The organism is Thermomonospora curvata DSM 43183 (assembly GCF_000024385.1).
Lineage (GTDB): Bacteria > Actinomycetota > Actinomycetes > Streptosporangiales > Streptosporangiaceae > Thermomonospora > Thermomonospora curvata.
In genome coordinates this window covers 633,241-650,121 of sequence record NC_013510.1, presented here as the reverse complement: position 1 = coordinate 650,121, position 16,881 = coordinate 633,241, and the positions used below count along the sequence as shown (strand labels likewise).

Here is a 16,881-nt window from a genome sequence, read left to right as displayed (position 1 = left end):
CGCGGCCGCGGTCGTCTCGGGCCGCCTCAGGACGCGGCGATGATCCTGTTCGCGGACTCCATCGCCGCGTTGATCGGGATGGCGAAGCCCACCCCGATGTTGCCGCCGTCCTGGTCGGTGGTGGCGATGGCGGTGTTGATGCCCACGACCCGCCCGGCCGCATCGACCAGCGCGCCCCCGGAGTTGCCCGGGTTGATGGCCGCGTCGGTCTGGATGGCGTTCTCGATGGTGGTCGTCTGCTCCTGCCGGGCCCGGCGGCCGAACCCGGGCGGCGGGCCGCCCGGCCCCGGCTGGGAGCCGCTTTGCAGGGTGCGGCCGAGCGCGCTGACGATGCCGGCGGTGACCGAGCCGTCCAGGCCCAGCGGACTGCCCACGGCCAGCACCGTGTCGCCGACCGCCAGCTCACCGCTGTCGCCGATACGGGCCGGCTGCAGCCCCGACACCCCCTGGGCCCTGATCACCGCGATGTCGTGCTCGGCGTCGGCGCCCACCACCTCGGCGGTGGCGGTCCTGCCGTCGCTGAACTTGACCTGGATGCGCGCGGCGCCAAAGACCACGTGGGCGTTGGTGATGATCGTCCCGTCCGCCCGCAGCACGACCCCCGACCCCTCGCTCTCGGCCGACCGCGAGACGGCCCGGATGGATACCACGCTCGGCTGCACGGCCGCCGCGACCTCGGCGACCGACCGCGGCGCGGCGCCCACCGCCGATGAGGACGCCGCGGACCGGCCGGCCGCCCCGCCGTCCCCGAGCAACGCCACCGCGGCCGCCGCCCCGGCCCCTCCGGCCCCGGCGGCGATCAGCACGGCGGCCCCGAAGGTCACCAGCCTGCGCCGCAACGTCCACCCCGGCGGCGCCTGCGGCGGCCCCCAGGGGCCGCTTTCACCGCTCACAACCCCCGGCGGCCCGGCGGCGGGCCGCACACCCGCCGCCCGCCCCTGCGCACCGTCCAGGCCGGCCCACGGCCGGTCCACGTGGCCGCCCGCCCACTGCACTCCCGTCCACGGAACGTGCGAACCGGCCCCGGACGCCTGCGGACCGGCCGGGTGAGCGCCCGGTGCCTGCACATGACCGACGCCCGAACCGGCGGGGGCCTCCTGGGAGCCGCTCATGTCGGCTCCTGTTCCCCGCGCCCCCGGCTGGAAAGCGTCCGCACCGGCCCCGGAGGTCTGCGGACCGCCCCGGGAGGCGTGCACGCCGGCCGGGCGGACGCCCGGTTCGGCTTCGGCCGGCCGCCGGCCGGGGCCGTGGGGGGCGACGTGCGGTGACCGGTGGCCGGTGTCGCGGTGTGGCTTGTCGGCGTTCATGTGGTCCCCCAGTCGTTCGCTCACCCTTTGAGCGTCGGCGCCGGGGCTGCGGCCTTACTGCAGAGAGGCTGAAAGCCCGCTGAACGTCTGAAGGCGCGCCCGCGCCGCCCGGGATGGAGGTCTGCCCGGATATCGGCGGGTCAGTCCGGGGCCTGCGGCAGCAGCACCCGGAAGGTCGCGCCCCGGCCGGGCGCGGTCTCCACCTGGGCCAGGCCGCCGTGCGCGGCGGCCAGGGCGGCCACGAGGGCCAGGCCCAGGCCGGTGCCGCCGTCCTCGCGGCTGCGGGACTCATCGGCCCGGTAGAAGCGTTCGAAGACCCGCTCGGCCTGCTCGCGGGTCAGGCCGGGGCCGCTGTCGGCGACCTCGCACACCACGGCGGACGTGCCCGCCGCTGCGCCCCGCTCGCGCAGCGCCCGCTCCTCGGCGGGAGTGCCGGGACGCAGCCGCACCCGCACCGGGGTGCCGGCGGGGGTGTGCCGGACGGCGTTGGTGAGCAGGTTGCTCAGCACCTGGTGCAGCCGCGGCTCGTCCCCCAGCACCTGGTAGGCCATGCCGCTTTCCACCGACAGCTCGATGTCGCGGTCGGGGGCCAGCACCCGGGCCTCCTGGACGGCCTCGGCGGCCACCGCCAGCAGGTCCACCGGGCGGCGCTCCAGCGGCCGCTGCCGGTCCAGCCGGGCCAGCAGCAGCAGGTCCTCCACCAGCAGGCCCATCCGGGAGGCGGCGTCCTCGATCCGGCCGATCAGGCGGTCGATCTCGGCCGCGTCGCGGGCGGCGCCCTGCCGGTACAGCTCGGCGAAGCCGCGGATGGCCGTCAGCGGGGTGCGCAGCTCATGCCCGGCGTCGGCGATGAACCGCCGCATCCGCCGCTCGGACTCCCGGGCGGTGTGCTCGGAGGCCGCGCGGGCCCGGAAGGCGGCCTCGATCTGGGCCAGCATCCCGTTCAGGGAGCCGGCCAGCCGGCCCACCTCGGTGCGCGGGTCGGCCTGCGGGACGCGGCGGGACAGGTCGCCGGCGGCGATGGCCCCGGCGATCTGCTCGATGCCGGTCAGCGGACGCAGGCTGACGCGCACCACCCACACGCCCAGGCCCGCCAGCACCACCAAGACCACCAGGCCCACCAGCAGGTCGATGGCGATCAGGCGGTCCACGGTGCGCTCGGTCTCCCCCAGGCTCATCCCGACGATCATGCTGGAGCCGTCCTTCAGCGGGACGGCCAGCACCCGCCAGGACGGGCCGGAGCGCACATCCGGCACGGTGAACGGCGTCCCGTAGCGCCCTGCCAGCTCGGCGGGGATGCGGGGGCCGCCGTCGGCGTCCTGCGCCTGGGTGTCGCTGCGGACGGTGCCGTCGGCGTCGCGGATCTGCAGGGACATGTCGCCGGGGACGCGCAGCACGATGGGGCCGCCGGCGGGGCCGGGCGGCGGGCGGGCGATCTGCCCGGCCAGGCGCCGGGCGCTTTGGCCCAGCTGCTCATCGACCCGGTCCACCAGGTATCCGCGCAGCACCGACACCCCGGCCACGCCGGTCACCGTCAGCCCCGCGGTGACCAGCAGCAGCACCGCCGCGATCAGCTTGACCCACAGCGGGGTGCGGTCCGGCAGCGAACGCAGCGTCCCGAGCGGGCCGCCCGCCCGGCGCGCCGCAGGCCCGGTCATGAGCGCCGCGGCTGACGCAGCACGTACCCGACCCCGCGCAGGGTGTGGATCAGCCTCGGCTCGGTGTTGTCGACCTTGCGCCGCAGCGCCGACACGTACGACTCGACGATGCCGGCGTCGCCGCGGAAGTCGTAGTTCCACACGTGGTCGAGGATCTGCGCCTTGGACAGCACTCGGCCGGCGTTGGCCATGAAGTAGCGCAGCAGCTTGAACTCGGTCGGCGACAGCGAGATCGGCTTGCCGGCCCGCCAGACCTCGTGGCTGTCTTCGTCCAGCTCGATGTCGGCGAACACCATGCGGGGGGACGGTTCGGCGGCGCCGCCCCGGGCCCGGCGCAAGATGGCGTGGATGCGGGCGATGACCTCCTCCAGGCTGAAGGGCTTGGTGACGTAGTCGTCGCCGCCGATGGTCAGCCCGGTGATGCGGTCGCCGACGGCGTCGCGGGCGGTCAGGAACAGCACGGGGGTGTGGGTGCCGCCCGAGCGCAGCCGCCGCACCACGGCGAAGCCGTCGAAGTCCGGCAGCATCACATCCAGCACGATCAGATCGGGCCGGTGCCGGTGGGCGGCCTCCACCGCCGTGGTGCCGCTGGTGGCGGTGACCACCTCGAACCCGGCGAAGCGCAGGCTGCCGGCCAGCAGCTCCCGGATGTTGGCGTCGTCCTCGACGACCAGCAGCCGGGCCCCGGCGGCCCGCTGGGGCCGCGGCCGGTGCGCGGTGCGATCGGTCAATGGCCTGCTCCCCCCACGTCTCATCGTAAGAGTGGGGGAGAAAGCTGAAGGAAAGCTGAAAGCGTGCTCACGGCCGCCTGGACACGGTAAAGGGCGCCCGGCGGGTGCCGGGCGCCCCGGTGTGCGTTCCCTCAGGTGAGGGTCACTCGCCCGTCCACTGCGGCTTGCGCTTCTCGGCGAAGGCCTTCGGGCCCTCCTGGGCGTCCTTGGAGGCGAAGACCGGGCCGGAGATCTCGTTCTGGCGCTGCCACATCTCCTCGGCCGACCAGTACGGCGACTCGACGATGATCCGCTTGGTGGCCGCCAGGGCCAGCGGGGCGTTCTCGCCGATCTTCAGCGCCAGCTCCTTGGCCGCGGCCAGCGCGCCGCCCGGCTCGGTGAGCCGGTTGACGAAGCCGAGCTCGGCCATGCGCTCGGCGCCGTAGAAGTCGCCGGTCAGGGCGATCTCCATGGCGATGTGGTAGGGGATGCGCCGCGGCAGCCGCATCAGGCCGCCGGCCGCCGCCACCAGGCCGCGCTTGGGCTCGGGCAGGCCGAACTTGGCCTCCCGGGAGGCGACGATCATGTCGCAGGACAGCGCGATCTCACAGCCGCCGGCCAGCGCGTAGCCCTCGACCGCGGCGATGATCGGCTTGACCGGGGGCTTTTCCACGATGCCGCCGAAGCCGCGGCCCGCGGCCCACGGGGCCTCGCCCTTGAGGAAGCCCTTGAGGTCCATGCCGGAGCAGAAGGTGCCGCCGGCGCCGGTGAGGACCGCGACCGACAGGTCCTTGCGGCCCTCGAACTCATCGATGGCGGCGGCGATGCCCTCCGCCACGGCGGCGTTCACCGCGTTCTTGGCCTCGGGCCGGTTGATGGTGATGACCAGGACCGCACCCTCGGTCTCGGTCAGAACTGCATCGGACATCTATGCGGTCTCCCGACTCACTTGGGCTGGAAGCGGATGCCGCCGTCGAAGCGGATGACCTCACCGTTCATGTAGTCGTTCTCGATGAGGGCCCGCACCAGGTGGGCGAACTCGGCGGCCTTGCCCATCCGCTTGGGGAACACCACCGGCGCGATCAGCTTGGCCTTGAACGCCTCGGCGGCCTCGCCCTCGCCGTAGATCGGGGTGTCGATGATGCCCGGGCAGATGGTGTTGACGCGGACGCCGATCGCCGACAGGTCACGGGCGGCCGGCAACGTCATGCCGACGATGCCGCCCTTGGAGGCCGAGTAGGCGACCTGACCGGTCTGGCCCTCCAGGGCCGCCACGGAGGCGGTGTTGATCACCACGCCGCGCAGGCCGTCGGCGTCGGCGGGCTCGGTCTTGGCGATGGCGGCGGCGCCGATCCGCATCAGGTTGAAGGTGCCGACCAGGTTGACCTGGATGACCTTCTGGAAGGAGGCCAGGTCGTGCGGGCTGCCGTCACGGTTGACGGTGCGGCTGGCCCAGCCGATGCCGGCGCTGTTGACGATGATCCGCAGCGGGGCGCCGGTGTCCACGGCGGCCTGGACGGCGGCCTGCACCTGTGCCTCGTCGGAGACGTCGGTCTTGACGAACACGCCGCCGATCTCGTCGGCCAGCGCCTTGCCCTTGGCCTCGTTCAGGTCGGCGATGACAACCTTGACGCCGTGGGCGGCCAGGTCGCGGGCGGTGGCCTCACCGAGGCCGCTGGCGCCCCCGGAGATGACGGCGGAGACTCCGTTCAGGTCCATAAGCAGCACCTTACGTCAGGGACCGAATGTGGTTCGGGTTGATGTTACCCAGAGGTCAAATTACCGGGAATGTTTGGGTCCCCACCCACCGGGCACGCGCCTGACGCACAACGTCTCGTTTCTTCGCACCCGGGTGAGAAGAAACACCACCGGGACTGTCTCGGATCTGAGCATCCCCAGGGGACCCCATGAGCGAACAACCGGCACAGACCCAGCCCTACCCCGGACGCACCCCGGATATGACACCTAAGCCCCGGGACGAGATGCGCGACTACCGCGGCCGCGGCCTGCTCGCCGGCAGGCGCGCCCTGATCACCGGCGGCGACTCCGGCATCGGCCGGGCCGTCTCGGTCGCCTTCGCCAAGGAGGGCGCCGACGTGGCGCTGGCCTACCTGTCGGAGGACGCCGACGCCCGCCGCACCGCCGAGCTGGTCGAGCGGGAGGGCCGCCGCTGCCTCACCCTGGGCGGCGACCTGGCCGCAGCAGGCCACTGCCGCCGCGTCGTCGCGCACGCCGCCCGCGAGCTGGGCGGGCTGGACGTCCTGGTGCTGCACCACGGCACCCAGCGCCCGGTGGAGGACGTCCGGCAGATCGATCAAGAGCACCTGCGGCGGACCTTCGAGGTCAACGTGTTCAGCCTGCTGTGGATCGTGCAGGCGGCGCTGGAGCACCTGGGCGAAGGCTCGTCCATCATCGTCACCGGCTCCATCAACGGGCTGCGCGGCAACAAGACGCTCATCGACTACGCCGCCTCCAAGGCCGCCGCGATGAACCTGGTGCAGTCCCTGGCCCAGACCCTCATGGACAAGGGCATCCGGGTCAACTGCGTCGCCCCCGGCCCGGTGTGGACCCCGCTCATCCCCGCGACCTTCCCGAAAGAGCGCGTGGAGGGCTTCGGCCGGCAGGCGCCCATGGGCCGTGCCGCCGACCCCGATGAGATCGCCCCGTCCTATGTCTTCTTCGCCAGCGACCGCATGTCGTCCTACTACACCGGCCAGACCCTGGTCCCGGCCGGCGGCGAGATCCACCCGGGGTAAGGACGCGCCCGGCGTCAGGGGATGCGGGTCTGCGGAGAGTACCCCTCCGCCTCGCCGCCCGGGGTTTCGGCCTCGGCGTTGGGCGGGTCGGTGGGGCCGGGCTCCCACTCGCCGGCCAGGTCGGGTTCGTCGCCGGAATCGACCGGGGCGCCGGCCTCGGCCCGGCGGTCGGCCAGGGACTTGGAACGATCGGGCTGCTGTTTATCGGTCATGTCCCCTACCTGACCGGTGGCGAGGTTTTAAACCCGTGCGCCGGGGGTCTCAGCGGGAAAGAGACGCGGACCGGACGGGCCGTCCCAGCGTGGTCTCATCCAGGGAGTACACCGCATAAGCGTGGCGGATCACCGGCAGCGCGACGTTGCGGACGCGCACGCCGCCCGCCGTCATGCCTTTTTCGGCGCCCCGGTGCGCGTGGCCGTGCACCGCCAGGTCGGCCTCCGCCCGGTCGATGGCCTCGGCCATCAGGTAGCTGCCCAAAAACGGGTAGATCTCCAGCGGCTCCCCGGCCAGGGTGTCCTTGACCGGCGAGTAGTGGGTGAGCGCGATCTTGACGTCCGCGCCGTGCTCGTCCAGCGCGGTCAGCGCCGCGTGCAGCCGCTCGCTGAACTCGCGGGTGTGGCGGACGAACTCCTTCATCTCCGGCTCGCCGAACTCCCCGGCGCTGCGCCCGGCGAAGCCGCCGCCGAAGCCCTTGCCCCCGGCCACGCCCAGCCGGACGCCCGCGCACTCGAGGACCGTCCAGTCCCCCTCCAGCACGGTGACGCCCGCCTCGCGCAGCAGCGCCGTGATCTCTTCCTGGGCGTCGGAGTGGTAGTCGTGGTTGCCCAGCACGGCGATCACCGGCACCGGGCAGGCGCTCAGCTCCTCCACCGCGATCCGGCCCTCTGCGACGGTGCCGTGCCGGGTGAGGTCCCCGGCCACCAGCAGCACGTCGGCGTGGCCGGCCAGGCCCGCCAGCTGCTCCCGGTACCGGCCCGCCACGTCCGGGCCGACATGGATGTCCCCCACCGCCGCCACGCGGATCATGACAGGCGCTCCTCTCCCTCCGGCGCCCCCGAGGAGACCACCGACAGCTCGTTGCGGACGGTGCGGTCCGGGGCGGCGGCCCGGGCGGCCTCCTCCACGTCCCGGCGGCGCTGCTCGGAGGCCACATCGCCGCGCAGGTAGATCACCTCCCCGCGGACGTCGACCTGGATGCCCAGCTCGTGCGCTCGTTCGGCGACCCGTTCGCGGATGCGGGCGGCCATGTAGTGCGGCTCGTCCTCGGCCTTGCTCACAGGAATCCCCCCTCGATCACGTCCAGCCGGTGCAGCAGCGTCAAGAAGGCGTAGGCGTACGGGGAGTGCGCGGTCTCCTTGGCCACTTTCGGCCAGTCCACCTGCTCGCGCAGCGCCCGGCACACGTGCAGGAAGTCGCTGAAGTCGCAGGCCGTCTCGGTGAACGCCAGCAGCCGCATGATCACCAGGTCGTCGGCGGGCAGCACCGGCATGCTCACCGCCGCCACCGGCAGCTCCTCGGCCCGCTGCAGCATCCCGCCGTCCACCGGGCGCCCGGACGGCCGGAAGATCAAGTCGATGGGCCGGTCGCCGTCGTAGACCTTGGTGAGCCACTCCTCCGGGCACTCCCGGTGACGCATCCCGGCGGCGGTCAGCGCGCTCACCGCGGCGTCCACGTCCTGCTCGCGCAGCACGAAGTCGACGTCGTGGGTGGAGATCGCCGCGCCCCGCACGTAGGCGGCGAACCCGCCGGCCAGTGCGAACTCCACTCCCGCGTCCCGCAGCACGCCCGCCGCCCGCTTCAGGGTGGAGATCAGGGCGCCGCCGTCGATCCCCGGATCCGCCTGAGACATGTGCACCCCTGGGGCTTGCAGTGAGCGATCGGACGCCATCGGCGGGCACCGTCGATGGACATTGCGACGCAGTACCCGCATGTCCGTCCCCCATGCGCGCCGGACGCGCCCGGCCGGGGCGGCACGCCCGGACGCCGGGGTGACAAGTCCATCTCCCGCGGGGGACAACGCCCGCTCACCGCTCTGCACGGGCGCCTCGGGGATTTACGGACGGCCGTTTCCCGGGGCGCCCCGGAAAACCCGCCCGCCGAGCCGTCCGCCCAGGCTGGTCGCCGCATTCGCGGAGGGACTTACTCATCTCCGAGTGGTAAGCGGAAAACATCCTGTCAGATCACAGATCGGTCAATGTCGGAAACATTCCGGCGAACACGATCACTCCGTGATCATCTCGTGATCAACATCACTTAACCCTCCCGAAATACCCTTGCCGGGTATCGGTTCCAGGCCCGGATCACACCGGTCTCACCCCCTGCAACACACTGAGACCCATATCACATTATGATCACATACCCCACGAAACCGCAGGTCAGAGCTTGATCAATTTCTTGATCACACCGTTCTGCACGCTGCGTGACAAGACGACATTTGCCGATTTCAGCGAAGTGTGGTTAGCGTTCTGCCCGTCCAGCGGCGCCCCCGATCGCCGCCCGACAAGTGAACACAGCCGGCCCGGCCGTCGGTGAGCGACCATTCCACCGCCTCGGCCGTCATCGCCGGACCGCCGCATCCGTGCAGACCGGAGGCACGGAGCCGGGAAAGCCCGCCGCAGCGACGCGGTTTCAGGGAAAGCCATTTCAGCCAAGCCACGGACGGCCATTTCCGTCCGGCGCTTTCGGCTGCCCGGTAGGCACCCACCCGCGAGGTCAGGAGTCGTCCTGTATACCCCCCGTATTGTTCGCTGCACGCTGGGCGGAATCGCCCTGAGCACCACCGCCGTCCTGGTGACGGCCGTCCCCGCTGAGGCCGCCGCCCTCCCCGCCGCTCCGGCGGCCGCACAGGCGCCCGCCGCCTCGGCCAAGGCGGCCGCCGCGAAGAAGGCGAGCAAGATCAAAAAGCAGCGCAAGCGCGCCGCCAAGGCGGTCAAGTTCGCCTACGCCCAGATCGGCGACCCCTACCGCTACGGCGCCACCGGTCCCAACGCCTGGGACTGCTCCGGCCTGGCCGGCGGCGCCTGGCGCAAGGCCGGCGTGAAGCTGCCGCGGACCACCTACCAGATCTACGCGCACGTCAAGCGCAAGGTCCGCTACAGCAAGCTGCGCAAGGGCGACCTGGTCTTCTTCTACAGCGGCCGCAGCCACATGGGCATTTACGTGGGCAAGGGCTACATGATCCACGCCCCCAGCTCCGGCAAGCGCGTCCAGAAGGTGAAGCTGAGCACCTACTACAAGCGGCACTTCAACGGCGCCGTCCGCCCGGGCCTGTAGTCCCCTCCTCCCGGCGACGGCGCCTCCCCCGGCGGTGCCGTGGGTGCGACCCCGCCCGCCCACGGCACCGCCGCCCGCCGAATACCCTGGTGCGAACCTCCGCGCAGTCTCGGTACCCTTGGCTGCGGGTCGCTAGCTCAATTGGCAGAGCTCCGGACTTTTAATCCGTAGGTTGTGGGTTCGAGTCCCACGCGACCCACCAACCCACCGGCCGCCTCTCGGGCCTCCCGCCGGGCCGCAGGCTTACCTCCCATCAGGTCGCCTGACAGCCCTCCCGCCGCGCAGGGCGGCTCGCCGGTTCCACGGCGCCTCATCGCGCTCGCCCGGCCGGCGGTTGAGCGCTCCCTGTTTCACCGCTGCGCACAGCAAGCGCCCGCCTCTGAGCGGTCACACGGAAGCACGGCTCATCCCGCGCCCCGCCACAGCCCGGAGACGGCAGCGACTCCCACGCGCTCACCGTTCCCCTTGGGCGGCTGCTTTCACACCGATCTTCGAGGCACGACCACTCCTCGTGCCACCGTGGCCGCGGCCTCCTGAGGCGTTCGCTTCGCACCACGTGCCGGTCCATCGCCGGGCCGAAGCGGCGAGTCACAGGGCCACTGGGGATGCTCATCTTCTGCGATGGGGCGCCGGTATCCGCATCCCGCGCCGCCGCACGCCTCGAACGACGCCGGCGCGCCCTGCAACAAGCGCCTGGAGTCCCGGCCGGATCGGCACCCTCGTCCAAGCCGTCCTGCTTGCCGGGCGACACCCGGCGGCGACTTTCGTTGAGAAAACCTCAGCTCAAGACGACGTCCACCCGCGTGGCCTCGGCCGGCCGGTCGATATAGACCGCCACATCGTGCGTACCGGCGCCCACGTCCGCCCGCACCGTCCGCTCGCCCACCGCGTCACCGAGAGTGAGCACCCCCGAGGGAACATCGATCTTTCCCCGGTAGGCCGGGATTCCCGGCACGTTCTGCTCATTCTGCCAGCAGTAGACGTGAACGCCGCCTTCATCGCCGTGCAGGACACGGCATACCAAAGAGTGCGCCGACCGTGCCGAGGATCCACTGAGTGCCACTCCGCCGTTGCAGATCAGCCAGGGCGTCCAGGCCGAACGCATCCACGGCAGTGGGGACGGCGGTATGGGCCGGAAGATGGGCTGGTGTTCTGAATTGGAATGCGTTCGTTGTGAAGGTTCGGACCCCCACGTCCGGGCCTAGGCCTGGACACGAGGGGCACGGCATCGTCCAGGGCCGCTCGTTCTGGGCGCGATAGGCGCCGATGGCGGGAGCGGTGTTTCCGCGCGGAAACCCACTTCAGATCAGGTTCATGCGCCACGTCAGTCCGCGCAGGTCGCACCTGAGCGCCTCGTCGAACAGGTCGGCCACCGGTTCCCGCACGAGGGCGTTTTGTGTGGGCGCGGGCCGCCTCGAGCCGCTCGGTCCGGCACAGGTTCCCCTGCTGCGCCGTTCTCATCGCCCAGCATGACCCACACGAGCCGGCTCGATCGCCGATGCGGCTCGGTGGCCTCGGCTGACGATCCGGGCCGGATCGGCCTTCGCGGCGCCCTGCAACGTCCGCTCCGGGTCACCGGCCTCGACCGCGAGCATCGCCCGCCACGTGCCCATTGCCGGGTCCGAACCGTTAAAAGGCGTCCGGACGTCCGCCTGATCGGCGGCGCGGGCATGGTCGCCGCGATCTGCGCTTTCAGCCTCGCCCAGCCACAGCATCCCCGGCATTTCGAAGCCGTACCGCTCTTCGGCTCTCAGTCACGATTCCAAGCAGTCCGCCGCTGCGGCCGCGCCTCGCAGCGTCCGCGGCAGCGCCGCGGACGGCCGGCAGTGGGCGCGAGCGAACGTCGCCGCGCCGCCCATCACCGGGTCATTGCGGGTACGGGCCGCTTGCATGGCCCGCTCCGCGGCGGTCCGCTCCAGGTGCCGCAGGGTGAACGTCGCCCAGGTCAGCAGACCGATCAGCAGCCGCAACGCCTTGGCTCGCTGTCTCCGGTGGCGGCGTGCACCTGGGGTTCGGCCAGCGCCCCGGCGACACCGTCGTCAGAGCCGCATGGTCAGCGGCCCGCCGACGTGCGCGATCGGTCCGGCCGCCGGGTCCGCCAAGGTGTCCAGCGGCCGAGCCGGGCACATCCGCCGGATCGCCCACCGGACTCCAGCAGAGCTTCCGCAGGTTGACCACATCGCCGAACTCCCGTTGCCGGGGCCGGCCCCCCGAGCAGATCGGCCGCCGAGACTTCCAGCGCTCAGGCCAGGGCGACGATGAATCTTTTCCAACACGCCATCTTCGCAGGTGGCATGCGGAGGCCTTGCAGTCGGGGCGATGCCCGAGGTCACGCGTAGATCTTCGGGATCGTCGGTTGTCCATGCCGCTCGGTTGTGAGCGCACCGCCTCGCACCGGGGGCCGGGGAAAGTGCCGGGAAAGGGGTCATGGCAGGGAGAGCCTGATACGCCGCGAATCAAGATCGACATCGGCTATTCTCACCTGGATCTCCTCCCCGATCTCGGGACGAGGAGGCGCTCCCGGGCCGGTGAACTCCGAATTCATGAGCAGACCAAGCTGCCCCTCTTCGATCTGCACAAAAATACCGAACGGAACTATCTTGACGACCTTTCCGGTCACCACGGAACCAACCTTTTCCTTGAGCGGTATCATGGGGTCGGGTTGCAGATCCTTCAAGGAGAGCGAGATTTGTCCTCGCTGGAGATCCACATCGAGGATCTTGACCGTCACCTCTTTCCCAACGGAAAGCACATCGGAGGGATATTCGATGGGACGCCAGGAAATATTGTGGGTTTTGAGCAGCCCCTCGACGCCTCCGAGATCCACGAAGGCACCGAAGCGCTCCAGGGATCTCACCCTGCCGGTGACGATCATGCCCGCCCTGTAAGACTTCAGACGCTCCAAATCGGCCATGAAATCTCTCCTTCCGAAAAACCTTGAACTCATGTCGGCGAGCGGAACATCGAAAACGGCGATCGCGAACAGCGCCCCTCCTTGAAGCCGAACAAGACAGCACGACATCAGAGTTCATTCCCCGTGACCGGAGCACACGGGGCAAATATTCCAGCGTGAACCCCAAATTTCTGAAAACAAAGGCACTGGCGATGTCATGCCTCGCACCACTCCGACTCACAACTCATCCGCAGAGCGCTAAGCATTCGCCCCACCACCAGGAACAAGTCACTGAAACATCACCACTCTTCTCTCGGAAGAGACCATTCCCCAACGCTGTCGTGCCACCTACTCCTATTGATATAGGAATTGAACTTCTCAATCTCATGCCATGGAATGAACCACTCGGTCTGCCCCTCCTTGCCATCATGCACGCGCATATATTTTCCTGGTGGAAACTCCTCCAAAAATCCCGGCTTCATCTCATATTCATAAAAGCCGTCCGCGCGCCCCCCGTTGCCGGCATATTGTCGCGCGACCTCTGGTTGTCCTCCGAAGTACGCATGCCCATCACCACCCATATGGTTGCGGGGATCGGGTCCGTACCTCTCTCTTTCTTGATTCGCTCTCTGCGGGGCCCGGTAGAGCCTGATGGGCTCATTCAAGCCGTAGTCGTGCGGAGTGAGCCCCAGCGGGTCGTACCAGGTCGTGGGATTGAGGACGTAAGCGTGCGGATTGGGCTGGGGAGTGAGTCCCAGGGGGTCGGGAGAGAGATAACCGGCTGTGACGGGGTCGTAGTAACGAAGGTAGTTGTAATGGAGGCCGGTCTCCGGGTCGTAGTACTGGCCGGGCAGGCGGAGCGAGCAGGGGTGCCGGGTCAGGGCCGTGCCCCACGGAGTGGCGGGGGTGGGGACCACGGTGCCGTCGGAGGCGACCAGCTCAGTGGGGGGTGCCGACGAGGTCGGTGACGATGGCGTAGAACTGGCGGTCGATCCACTCCTGGGAGGCGGTGGCCGCGGGAATGCGCTCCGTCTGGGTGACGGGCCTGTGGGAGTCGGGCTCGTAGGTCCAGGTGGTGGCCTGGACGGTGGGACGGCGGGGGTCGTGGACGCGGTGGGTCTGCTCGGCCAGGCGGGTGCCGTCCCAGACGTAGGTGTAGGACTGCAGGACGGTGGTGCCGTCGGCGGTGAGCTGTTGTTTGGCGACGCGGCGGCCGAGCGGGTCGTAGTGGTAGTACCAGCGGGAGCCGTCGGGGACGTCCACGGCGCTGAGACGGTCGTCGGCGTCCCAGTGAAAACGCCAGCGGCGGCGTTTGCCCGACAATGTGACCTGCTCGCGGAGCACGACGCGGCCCTGGGCGTCGTGCTCGTAGCGGGTGCGGCCGGCCGTACGGACGAGAGTGCCGGTGTACTCGCGCGCTCCCGTCTCCGGCTGTTGGTCGGGGACGGCGGCCGAGCCGGCGACATGGGTGAGATTGCCCATGTCGTCGTAGGCGTAGCGTTCGCTCCAGCCATGGGCGGTGACCGCGGCGATGCGACCTCTGGCGTCCAGGCTGTAGACGCGGTCGCCGACGAGGCGGTCGGTGACACCTGTCAAGTTGCCGTCAGGGCGGTAGGCATAGGTGCGGTGCTGCAGCAAGCGCGCCCGGTCGGTGCCGGGGGCGGGGGCGCCCCACAGTGTCTGGCCGGTCAGGCGACCGACGACGTCCCACTGCTGGGCGAGGACGACGGCGGCGTCGATGACGCGCTGGGTCTCCCGGCCGACGGCGTCGTAGGCGAACGTGAGGGTGTGATCGCCCGTCCGCAGCACAGCGGGCAGGCCGGTGGGGGTGTAGGACCAGGCCGTCTGGGCTCCCGAGGGAGTGCGCCGGGCGATGACGCGGCCCACGGCGTCGCGGGTGTAGGCGGTGGTGGCCCCGTTCCAGGTCTCGGCGAGGACCCGGCCCCGCAGGTCGCGGTGGATCTTCAGCTCGATGCCGGAGCCGAAGGCGCGGACCAACCGGCCCATCGCGTCGTAGGCGAACGTGGTGGTGCGGCCGTCGGCGGTCTTTTCCACGACATTCCCGAAGGGGTCGCGGACGTAGCCGACCGTTTGACCGGCGCCGTTGGTGCGGGCGATCAGCCGTCCGGCGGCGTCGGTGGTGTAGGCGATGCTGCGGCCGTTGAAGTCGGTCTCGCCGACCAGATGGCCGGCCGCGTTGTAGGTGTAGCGCCAGGTCAGCCCGGTGTCAGTGGTGACGGTGGTCAGGCGCAGCTCACCGTCGTACTCAAAAGTCAGGCGAGAGCCGTCCGGGCGGACCACCGCGGCGGGCAGGTCCAGTGGGCCGTACTCGGTGCGGGTGGTCTGGCCGAGCCGGTCGGTGTGCTCGACCAGGTTGCCCTCCCCGTCGTAGCGCCAGTGCTCGACGGTGCCGTCAGGCAGCGTCCGTGAGGTCAGGCGGCCTTCGACCGTCCAGGAGAGCGCGGTGACCGCTCCCGTGGGGTCGGTGTAGCGGACAAGGCGTCCCATCGCGTCATAGGACCGGTGGGAAATGCCGCCCTGGGCGTCGGTGATCGTCAGCGGCAGGCCAGCGGCGTTGAGCTCGGCCCGGCTGGTGTGGCCCAGGGGGTCGGTGACTGAGAGCAGCCCGCCGCGGTCGTCGTAGGTGAACGCGGTGACCGCCCCGGTGGGATCGGTCTGGCGGGTCAGATTGCCGCGGTCGTCGTATTCCATCCGCCAGACCGCACCGTCGGGCTGGACGATGCGCGTCGGCAAGTTCAGCTCGTTGTACTCGGCGGCCGACACCGTCCCGTCGGCGTAGCGCACCTGGAGGAGGTTGCCGCGGTCGTCGTAGCGGAAGCGGGTGGTGTGGCCGAGCGGGTCGGTGCGCGACAGCAGCCGGTCGTACTCGTCCCATTCGAAACGGGTCACCGCGCCCAGCGGGTCGGTCTCCTCGACGATCTGGTCGCGCTCGTTGTAGCGGTAGACGGTGCTGTGGCCGAGTGCGTCGGTGACCACGGTGCGGCGGTTGCCGACGTCGTAGGAGAAGACGGCGTTCAGCCTGCCTTGGGAGCCCTCACCGCGGACGGCCCGTCCCTGCTCGTCGTAGGTGTAGCGGTACCAGTGGCCGTTGCGGTCGATCCAGCCGGTCAGGCGGTGTTCGGCGTCGTAGGAGAAGCGCTGGGGGATGCCGGAGGAGTCGGTCACCTCGGTCAGGTCGCCGGAGTCCGGGTCGTACCCGAAGCGGACCAGGGTGGTGCCGTCGGCGGCGCGCAGCGCGGTGATGCGATGGCCGTGCCGCCCCACGGGGGCGGTGTCGATGAGGATCCGGTAACCGGCCGAGTGGCGGACTTCCGCGAGGAGACGGTCCCGGTAGATCAGGTCGATGCGGTTGCCGTTGCGGTCGGTGATGGCCGTCAGGGGGAGCCGCGACCAGCCGGTCTCCTCACTGGGCGGTGGGAAGTGCAGCGTACGGCCCGAGCGGGGATCGGTGAGGCGGTAGCCGCCGTCCGGGGTCAGGGTGAGCGGGTGCCGGGGGCCGGCGCTCGGCATGGCCGCCGCGTCTGGAGCCTGAATGTGCGGATAGCTGCAGACAGTCGCGCCGGCGCCGAGGAAGTGCACCCCTTGGCTGTCGATCTCCAGCGCCTGGTCCAGGGTGGACGCCCAGGAGAGGCCGAACCAGCGCCCCGCCCGGTAGGACGACACGTGTGCCCGTTCCAGGACCAGCGGCAGCACCGCCGGCCAGGCCACGTCCCGCTGCGCCAGCAGTACGTCGCCGGTGACGATGCTGATCGGGTCCCCGCCCTTGGGGGTCCGGTCGATGGGGCGCGCTTGCGACTGCGGGGAGCCTCCCCGGCGCGGGGTCCCCGGGGGGCGTCCGGTCGGCTTGGGCCGAGATCCGGGAGGCGGGAGGGAGGGCCCGCCGCCGTTTCCGCTGCGCCTGGGGGTCGAAAACAGCTCGCCTGCGGCCTTCTCAAAGAGGGTGCTTCCCGGGCCGCCTTCCCTGCCGCCTCTTCTGCCATCCCGCCTGCCGCTAAAGCGGGGTCCTCTCGGCTTACCCATGGTGAAGACTCACTCGAGTGCCCGGCATACAAGTACCAGCCGACACAAATAGTGGACATTTATTGACAGAGGGAAGAACTTACCGGAAAACGCTGTTCAGCGGGGACATTTCGACGCCTCGCTGGGACGTGCGCTCTAGCGCACCGACCGGCCCCTGGGTTCCACCTGCTCCCGATCCCCGGCCTCAGGGCCAAGCCAGCGGCCGGGGTGCAGTCAAGCGGGTAGCCGCGGCGCTGCAATTCG

The 16,881-nt window shown here is 70.5% G+C and carries 17 protein-coding genes and 1 tRNA gene; 3 read left to right on the top strand and 15 right to left on the bottom strand.

Translation table 11 applies throughout. From position 1 onward, the window contains the following. Positions 1-26: 26 nt before the first annotated feature. The 5 genes from TCUR_RS27725 to TCUR_RS02835 form a co-directional block, all read right to left on the bottom strand. The gene (locus tag TCUR_RS27725) at positions 27-1,331 is read right to left on the bottom strand and encodes a S1C family serine protease (RefSeq protein ID WP_148232908.1); all 1,305 of its coding nucleotides are present in this window, start codon (positions 1,329-1,331) and stop codon (positions 27-29) included. Positions 1,332-1,447: 116 nt separating this feature from the next. Then, positions 1,448-2,965 (bottom strand): sensor histidine kinase, encoded by a 1,518-nt coding sequence (locus tag TCUR_RS02850; protein ID WP_012850958.1) that lies wholly within the window; start codon positions 2,963-2,965, stop codon positions 1,448-1,450. After that, a complete protein-coding gene (locus TCUR_RS02845) occupies positions 2,962-3,696 on the bottom strand; it encodes a response regulator transcription factor (RefSeq protein WP_012850957.1) in 735 nt (244 codons plus the stop codon). Before TCUR_RS02845 ends, TCUR_RS02850 begins: the two co-directional genes overlap by 4 nt. Before the next feature lie 142 nt (positions 3,697-3,838). After that, positions 3,839-4,603: a crotonase/enoyl-CoA hydratase family protein gene (locus tag TCUR_RS02840; RefSeq protein WP_012850956.1), complete on the bottom strand. Its 765-nt coding sequence runs from the start codon at positions 4,601-4,603 to the stop codon at positions 3,839-3,841. Positions 4,604-4,620: 17 nt separating this feature from the next. Further along, entirely contained in the window at positions 4,621-5,394 is a 774-nt protein-coding gene (locus TCUR_RS02835; RefSeq protein ID WP_012850955.1) for an SDR family NAD(P)-dependent oxidoreductase, read from the bottom strand. Between the two features lie 188 nt (positions 5,395-5,582). Between TCUR_RS02835 and TCUR_RS02830 the strand changes: the two genes are divergently transcribed. Then, entirely contained in the window at positions 5,583-6,431 is an 849-nt protein-coding gene (locus tag TCUR_RS02830) for an SDR family oxidoreductase (protein WP_012850954.1), read from the top strand. A 14-nt stretch (positions 6,432-6,445) separates the two neighbouring features. Here TCUR_RS02830 and TCUR_RS02825 read toward each other — a convergent pair whose 3' ends face one another. From TCUR_RS02825 to TCUR_RS02810, 4 genes are read right to left on the bottom strand one after another with little or no spacing between them, the layout of a single operon-like run. Further along, on the bottom strand, positions 6,446-6,643 hold the full coding sequence (locus TCUR_RS02825; RefSeq protein ID WP_012850953.1) for a hypothetical protein: 198 nt from the start codon (positions 6,641-6,643) through the stop codon (positions 6,446-6,448). Positions 6,644-6,692: 49 nt separating this feature from the next. After that, positions 6,693-7,457 carry a metallophosphoesterase family protein gene (locus tag TCUR_RS02820; protein WP_012850952.1) on the bottom strand — a complete coding sequence of 255 codons (765 nt, stop codon included), beginning with the start codon at positions 7,455-7,457 and terminating at the stop codon, positions 6,693-6,695. Beyond that, on the bottom strand, positions 7,454-7,708 hold the full coding sequence (locus TCUR_RS02815) for a BON domain-containing protein (protein WP_012850951.1): 255 nt from the start codon (positions 7,706-7,708) through the stop codon (positions 7,454-7,456). The genes TCUR_RS02820 and TCUR_RS02815 overlap by 4 nt, the downstream gene beginning before the upstream one ends. Next, the gene (locus tag TCUR_RS02810; protein ID WP_012850950.1) at positions 7,705-8,280 is read right to left on the bottom strand and encodes a nucleotidyltransferase family protein; all 576 of its coding nucleotides are present in this window, start codon (positions 8,278-8,280) and stop codon (positions 7,705-7,707) included. Before TCUR_RS02810 ends, TCUR_RS02815 begins: the two co-directional genes overlap by 4 nt. Before the next feature lie 941 nt (positions 8,281-9,221). Between TCUR_RS02810 and TCUR_RS02805 the strand changes: the two genes are divergently transcribed. Beyond that, the gene (locus TCUR_RS02805) at positions 9,222-9,704 is read left to right on the top strand and encodes a C40 family peptidase (RefSeq protein ID WP_012850949.1); all 483 of its coding nucleotides are present in this window, start codon (positions 9,222-9,224) and stop codon (positions 9,702-9,704) included. Between the two features lie 126 nt (positions 9,705-9,830). Next, positions 9,831-9,906: transfer RNA gene (locus TCUR_RS02800), tRNA-Lys, on the top strand. A 576-nt stretch (positions 9,907-10,482) separates the two neighbouring features. Here the strand turns inward: TCUR_RS02800 and TCUR_RS26860 are convergent. From TCUR_RS26860 to TCUR_RS28245, 6 genes are all read right to left on the bottom strand, one after another. Further along, positions 10,483-10,659 (bottom strand): hypothetical protein, encoded by a 177-nt coding sequence (locus TCUR_RS26860; protein ID WP_169312984.1) that lies wholly within the window; start codon positions 10,657-10,659, stop codon positions 10,483-10,485. 502 nt (positions 10,660-11,161) lie between these two features. Beyond that, positions 11,162-11,428 carry a hypothetical protein gene (locus tag TCUR_RS26225; protein WP_169312983.1) on the bottom strand — a complete coding sequence of 89 codons (267 nt, stop codon included), beginning with the start codon at positions 11,426-11,428 and terminating at the stop codon, positions 11,162-11,164. A 30-nt stretch (positions 11,429-11,458) separates the two neighbouring features. Continuing rightward, positions 11,459-11,674 (bottom strand): hypothetical protein, encoded by a 216-nt coding sequence (locus TCUR_RS02795; RefSeq protein WP_012850947.1) that lies wholly within the window; start codon positions 11,672-11,674, stop codon positions 11,459-11,461. A 455-nt stretch (positions 11,675-12,129) separates the two neighbouring features. Next, positions 12,130-12,618 carry a S1 RNA-binding domain-containing protein gene (locus TCUR_RS02790; RefSeq protein ID WP_012850946.1) on the bottom strand — a complete coding sequence of 163 codons (489 nt, stop codon included), beginning with the start codon at positions 12,616-12,618 and terminating at the stop codon, positions 12,130-12,132. Between the two features lie 278 nt (positions 12,619-12,896). After that, complete coding sequence (locus TCUR_RS26220) at positions 12,897-13,514, bottom strand: RHS repeat-associated core domain-containing protein (RefSeq protein WP_169312982.1); 618 nt, start codon at positions 13,512-13,514, stop codon at positions 12,897-12,899. A 22-nt stretch (positions 13,515-13,536) separates the two neighbouring features. After that, the gene (locus TCUR_RS28245; RefSeq protein ID WP_083789752.1) at positions 13,537-16,638 is read right to left on the bottom strand and encodes a DUF6531 domain-containing protein; all 3,102 of its coding nucleotides are present in this window, start codon (positions 16,636-16,638) and stop codon (positions 13,537-13,539) included. Between the last annotated feature and the right edge of the window lie 243 nt (positions 16,639-16,881).

Coding starts and splice junctions, on each gene's coding strand:
- TCUR_RS02850 (WP_012850958.1), bottom strand. CDS start 2,965: ATGACCGGGCCTGCGGCGCGCCGGGCGGGCGGCCCGCTCGGGACGCTG.
- TCUR_RS02840 (WP_012850956.1), bottom strand. CDS start 4,603: ATGTCCGATGCAGTTCTGACCGAGACCGAGGGTGCGGTCCTGGTCATC.
- TCUR_RS02835 (WP_012850955.1), bottom strand. CDS start 5,394: ATGGACCTGAACGGAGTCTCCGCCGTCATCTCCGGGGGCGCCAGCGGC.
- TCUR_RS02830 (WP_012850954.1), top strand. CDS start 5,583: ATGAGCGAACAACCGGCACAGACCCAGCCCTACCCCGGACGCACCCCG.
- TCUR_RS02825 (WP_012850953.1), bottom strand. CDS start 6,643: ATGACCGATAAACAGCAGCCCGATCGTTCCAAGTCCCTGGCCGACCGC.
- TCUR_RS02820 (WP_012850952.1), bottom strand. CDS start 7,457: ATGATCCGCGTGGCGGCGGTGGGGGACATCCATGTCGGCCCGGACGTG.
- TCUR_RS02810 (WP_012850950.1), bottom strand. CDS start 8,280: ATGTCTCAGGCGGATCCGGGGATCGACGGCGGCGCCCTGATCTCCACC.
- TCUR_RS26225 (WP_169312983.1), bottom strand. CDS start 11,428: ATGCCGGGGATGCTGTGGCTGGGCGAGGCTGAAAGCGCAGATCGCGGC.
- TCUR_RS02790 (WP_012850946.1), bottom strand. CDS start 12,618: ATGGCCGATTTGGAGCGTCTGAAGTCTTACAGGGCGGGCATGATCGTC.
- TCUR_RS28245 (WP_083789752.1), bottom strand. CDS start 16,638: ATGGGTAAGCCGAGAGGACCCCGCTTTAGCGGCAGGCGGGATGGCAGA.